Below are 5,663 nucleotides of genomic sequence, written 5' to 3' on the forward strand. Positions count from 1 at the left end.
TAATAGAAAACTACATGTCCGGATCATGTAGAACCATGGTCAAAATCATATAGCAAAAGCCTTATATAAGCCACTCCCTAAAATCGACCAAGTACCGAGCCAAGCATGCGAGTGAATGCATAAGAGACCAATACATAGACTGCTTGCAATCCTGATGGATGGATTGGCATGGTATGCATTAATGCCTGTTTAGCCATTGTCTAAGAAAAGCTCATAGCAAACCATGAACTCACATTGCATTCATACAGCTAGTTACTACCTTGTTATAACCTGAACAGCGGAGTCTAATCGACGCCGTTTTCTAAGGTCTTGTGTTCGTCTATCTACTGATGAGTAAGGTCAAAGTGAATGCAGGTATTAAGAGCAATAAGTAGGAGGCTGTTGAGTGCATCCTGCGCTTGGTGACTAAGGGCTCATCGATACGTAAGCCTTAGTACTATTCCAGATGACTGTAGATGAAGTAAAAGCGTTTACTACATCACCAACAGCTGTTGGGTTAAGTGTTGAGTCAACAGTAGACTCAACAGTTGACTTAACTATCGACTCAACTATTTGACATGCATTACGACAGCTTTTAAATCAGATATTTATCGGGTTTTACTGAGCTAATACTACTAGTGATAGGTGTTGACTTAACAGTTGACTCAACAGTCAAGTCAATCCATGAGTTAACTTATGACCTAAGTTTATGGCTAGAGAAATTAGTAGTTAACTAGGGTGATAGGCGAATATAGAAGCGAATCACTAAACGGTCATGAGAGACAGTTTTGAGTATAGAATGTTAGTACAGATACCCTTGGTTCAGCGCAGATAGTGTGACAACAGTTAAGCAGATGATGATTAGGTACTTATCTAGATTGTTTATGATGTTGGATAGGTTAATGCGCCTATTTATAGCTCTACTCAATTAGAGATGGATTTGTGTATCGTGAGTGATTGGCTGCGGCCTTGCAACGCTATTGTAGAACAAACGAAAGCAAAGCTTTCACCATCTTAAATTGCTTGTTCCGCTACAGTATTGAATAGTGGCAATCTGGCTTATGCCCAGAAAACGCTTAGCATCACAGCTGAGATCATAATATGCTCTTAGGTCATTTCACCTTCAGCTTCACGGCAAGACATAATCATGTATTCGCAGATGGTGGATAGTTCGATAGACTTACATTACGCTGCAGTAAGTTTGAGCACAGAACTTGTAATATTGTTGTCAATCAATGTCATTCATAAGCAAAATTATTCGTCAAAAGTAAATATAGTTTGTTAAAAAGGGGCACTTCATACGTTATTTTTAAGCAAATTTATAACAAATAAGTATAAAAAATATGCTAGGGGGGGGGGGTGAAATAGTTCTGATGCGCCAGTCTAAAGCATAAGCTATGTCTATATTGCAAAATCCTACAGCAAGACAGTCACAAAACACTTGTGAAAGAGTGAAAAGCTAGAAGCAGACTGGTCAATACTCTCAACCTAAGTGTGCATTGAAGTTACCGCTCAAAAGCAAGACATCATGCACTAAAACATAGGGACTATAGATTGCCGAGTTTTCAGGCCGTAAAGCCGAATGCAGCGCTAATCTACACGTTTTGATGAATTGACCTCCCTCCTAAAGTTACGCATAGTCTTCTCTAGCATATATTCACTATGTTCTGACCATATAAGTCGGTATAGGCGGCAAACAAACATATTCAAAAGCGATTTGTTCTGCACAGGCATCATCAAACAAACGCATATGATGCCATCCTTAAAGAATATGCAGTCAAGCCTCCAAATCGCAAACCCATTCGGTTTAATTAAGCTTACAAAGAATGAAGCAAACCAATAACGCCATTAAGTTTTTAATGGCTCAATATCGCGCAATCTTCAAGAACGCAAACATTGCTATGGTAGCTGCTATGGCAGCTGCAGCTTTAGCAGCAGGTCAGGCTCAGGCTGCTACAACCAATTGGACAACCCTGACAAGTGATGAAAATGTAGCTACAAACACCACTATTACTGGTACAGGTGCTACAGACAAAAATGCTAATGGTTTTACCATTAATCTCAAAGGCGAAACTTTAACTTTTGTTGGCGGTCCAACCGCTAAGACTAGTTTCGAAATGAATGGCACGGATGGTAAGATTACTCAAACTGGCGGTAAGCTTGTTGTTGGTAATGCTACCCAAGCAGCAGATGTAAAGATTAACGCATTTACATCAACTAACGGAACTATTGAGATTGGTGGCCACGGAACTGATACGTCAGCATTAGAAGCAACTAATATAAATCTTGGTGGTGAAAGTGTTGCAGTTACCATCAAACAAGGTGGTGTATTAGGCGGCGCTACTTCTGAGATTACTGTAGGTACTGGCACAGCAGTAGGTGTAGGCGATAATACTACAAACTCAGCTATTGCCGGCACCAAGCTCACTGTTAATGGCGGCTCAGTAACTGTAAAAGAAAATAAGGACTTCAATATTTCTTCAAATGAAGTTGATGTTCAGAACGGTAAATTATCAAACGGTACTGGTACTTTAACTTTTGATAAGGCAACCAAGCTTACTTTTGCTGCTGATACTTTAACTAATGGCGGTACCATTGACTTAGGCACATTGGGCAATAACCGCTCTGTTGAACTGTCAGTTGGTGCTGATGCATTTAACACCCAGTTATTCAAAGATACTAGAAAGGTTACTTTTGCTGGTACTGACCAAGAAGTTGCAACCTTAACTATTAAGGCTACAGGTACTGATGAACTTGATCTGGTTGGTTCAGGTCTCTTCAAAGCAGATACAGGTGGCATTGATAAAGATAACGCATTAAAAGCTACAAAGTCTGGCGCTCAAGTAAATATCGCCATTGAGGGCAAGAATGCTAAGTTAGCATCTGATCTTTTTGATGCTGGCTCAGATTTCAAGAGTGTTAAGGCCAAGTTTGATAAACTGACTGTTGGCAAGACTGACTCAAATACAAATTTTGCTGTAAAGGCTGGTGAGATCACTGTAGGCTCTGCCCTTACTCATGCTAAGGCAGAACAGGGTATCCTTCTTTCTTCTAAAGGTACTTTAAATCTTGATGGTGCAAGTGGTAGCGTTACTGCCAAGTCTATTACTGTAGGCGAGGGTTCAACATCAGGTACTCTTAATATCAAGAATGGTGCTTGGAGCATCCCTTCACTTTCCATGCACTCTGGTAACGCCAGCATTGAAAAGGCCACTGTAACCTTACAGAAAAATGCAGTTTTAACCACTAAGAACAACGATAACAAGCTCACTTTAACCAGCTCTACCTTAGACGTAACTGCTGGTAAGGTTCAGCTTGCTGAAAGCGGTGCTGCTTTAAATACTGGCTCTAAGCTCTCTATTGCTAAGGATCAGTTATTTACCGCTTCAGGTAATGAGGCAACCCTTACTGCTGATACAACTAAGAACAAGGTTGTTAAGAACTCCCTTGCTACCGACGGCACTGGCGTTCTTGAGATCATGAATGCGGGCACTGTTTCTGCTGCTTTAGCAAAAGATCTCAAGACAAAGTTAGGTTATGAGGGCTTTATACAGTTTGGTGGTAATAGCACTATTACTCCATCACAAGATACGACTGTAGACTTCTCTAATGCTGGTGACGACATGACTATTCTGGGTGTATATGACAATACCCAGGTGGTTATGGATACTGATAACAACATCAACAAGAGCGTGGCTGCAGGTAGCATTAAGCTGAATGAAGCTGATGATACTGGTGTTGTAAAAAATAAAAGCTTGATTTTATCTAATGCTGGTACTGGCGGTGGCAAGTTTGTTCAGAATAGCGATGGCACGAAGGTTGGTGGTCTCCAGCTTTCAGGTGCTGCTGCTAGTGCTACCCTGAACGGTGCTGGTTCTATTGGCGATATCACTGCACAGGCAGCTGGTTCAGGTAGCTTGCTGATTGGCTCAGCTGCTTATGGCAGGCCAAGTGCTGTTGTAGTACAAGGTGCTATTGGTGATGCAAATGCTGTTGGCAAGATCGAGGTTGCAACTAACTCATCACTTACCGTTAATGCGAATGATGGCTCTGGTAATATCACAGCCTATGCACTCAACTTAAAGGCAGGCTCATCCTTAAATGCTACTGGTCACGATGTAACCATCGGTGAAGGCAAAACTAATGTTGCAAACATCGATGGCGGCACTCTGAATGCTAAGACACTGACTTTATCAGGTACTGGTGAGCACAAGATTGCAGGTGGTGCAAATGTAGTCGTTGAGACCTTAACTGGCACTGCAAGTGGCACGATCAGTGTAGGTCAAGATGTTGAGAATGGCACAGCATCAGTAATGGCTGGCAAGCTCGTTCTAAACAAGGCCACCCTGAACATCGATCCTGTATACAATGATCAATACGCATCTGTAATTGCAAATACATTAAGCACTGGCTCAGGTGATACCTTAGATGGTCTTGTAAATGTCGGCCACAATGCTTTATTCGCAGTAGGCTTTGACACCAAGGCTGAAGTTGACGCTGTATTAGGCTCCTTAGTTAAGAACGGCAGCTTCACTGAACCTACTCGATCAGAGTCAGGTCCTGGTCAAGGCGCTCGCTCAGCTGTCACTCCGCCTGATGCTGATGCTGTTGTTTCTTCAAATGCAGTAGTGCTCAACAAGGCTATTAAGTTTACTGCTGATGGCGGTATCTATGTGGGTACTAGCGACGCTACCGCAGCAAAAAATACTCTGAAAGTGGATGCTGGTTCAGCTTTAGTAATTACTGACAAGGCATTGGGTATCGACCCTGTAACTGGTAAGAAGACCAGCCCTGCAATTACTGCCCATAACTCAAATGGTACAGCAACTATTGCTGAAGGTGCTAAGCTCGTATTAGTTGGTGCTTTCAATGGTGCCGACAACGAGTTAGAAATCTTAAGCGGCTTTACCGATCAAACTACAGCTCTTGAGAAATTTACCGTATCTGTAGGCGGTAGCAATCTGCTTGAGGGTACCTGGAATGGCGGCAAGCTTGATATTAACTTAACTCAGGACGAGACTAAGCTCGCTTCTGCATTTGCTGGCGCAAGCACTCCTGTTAAGCAGTTCATGTTAGACATGCTCGACGGTACCAAGTTTGCTTTTAGCACTGAGGCAGGCTATCAGTTAATCGATAGCTTAGCTAAGGCTGAAAATGGTGTAGTTGCTGACGCTGCTGCTCACGCTGCAACTTATGCTGGTGCTCAGCAGGCTGCTGTTGCTTCCGTAACCACCATGGCTGACGCAATGTTTGGTCGTGTTGGCGCTGTTGGTGTTGAGGCTGCCTCAATTTCTGCAACCGGTTCACAGGCTAATGGCGGTGTATGGTTAACTCCAATGTACAAGTCTGTAGACTCCGACGGCTTCAATGCTCAAGGTGCTTCTTACGGATCTGACGTTGACCTCTCTGGCGTAGCATTCGGTGCTGATACTGTAAACGGCAACATGCGTTTTGGTGCTGTATTCAACATCGGTTCTGGTGATGCTGAAGGTAAGGGCAACGGTAACGGCTTAAAGGACGAGTTTAACTACTATGGCTTTGGTGTTTACTCAGCAATGGGTGTTGGCAGCTTTGCTTTAGTTGGTGACGCATCCGTAACTGTTGTTTCTCACGACGTTACTGGTTTAGACCTCAAGGGTGAAGCAGATACTACCGCTTTAACCATGGGCGTAACCGGTCAGTAC

Annotated in this window: 1 protein-coding gene; it reads left to right on the forward strand. The window is 42.9% G+C overall.

The genetic code is table 11. The features are described from left to right. Nucleotides 1–1,805: 1,805 nt before the first annotated feature. The coding region (locus H524_RS15710; RefSeq protein WP_044122243.1) for a beta strand repeat-containing protein at nt 1,806–5,663 on the forward strand (3,858 nt) is incomplete at its 3' end.

Origin of the sequence: Anaerobiospirillum succiniciproducens DSM 6400, from assembly GCF_000482845.1 — a bacterium.
GTDB lineage: Bacteria > Pseudomonadota > Gammaproteobacteria > Enterobacterales > Succinivibrionaceae > Anaerobiospirillum > Anaerobiospirillum succiniciproducens.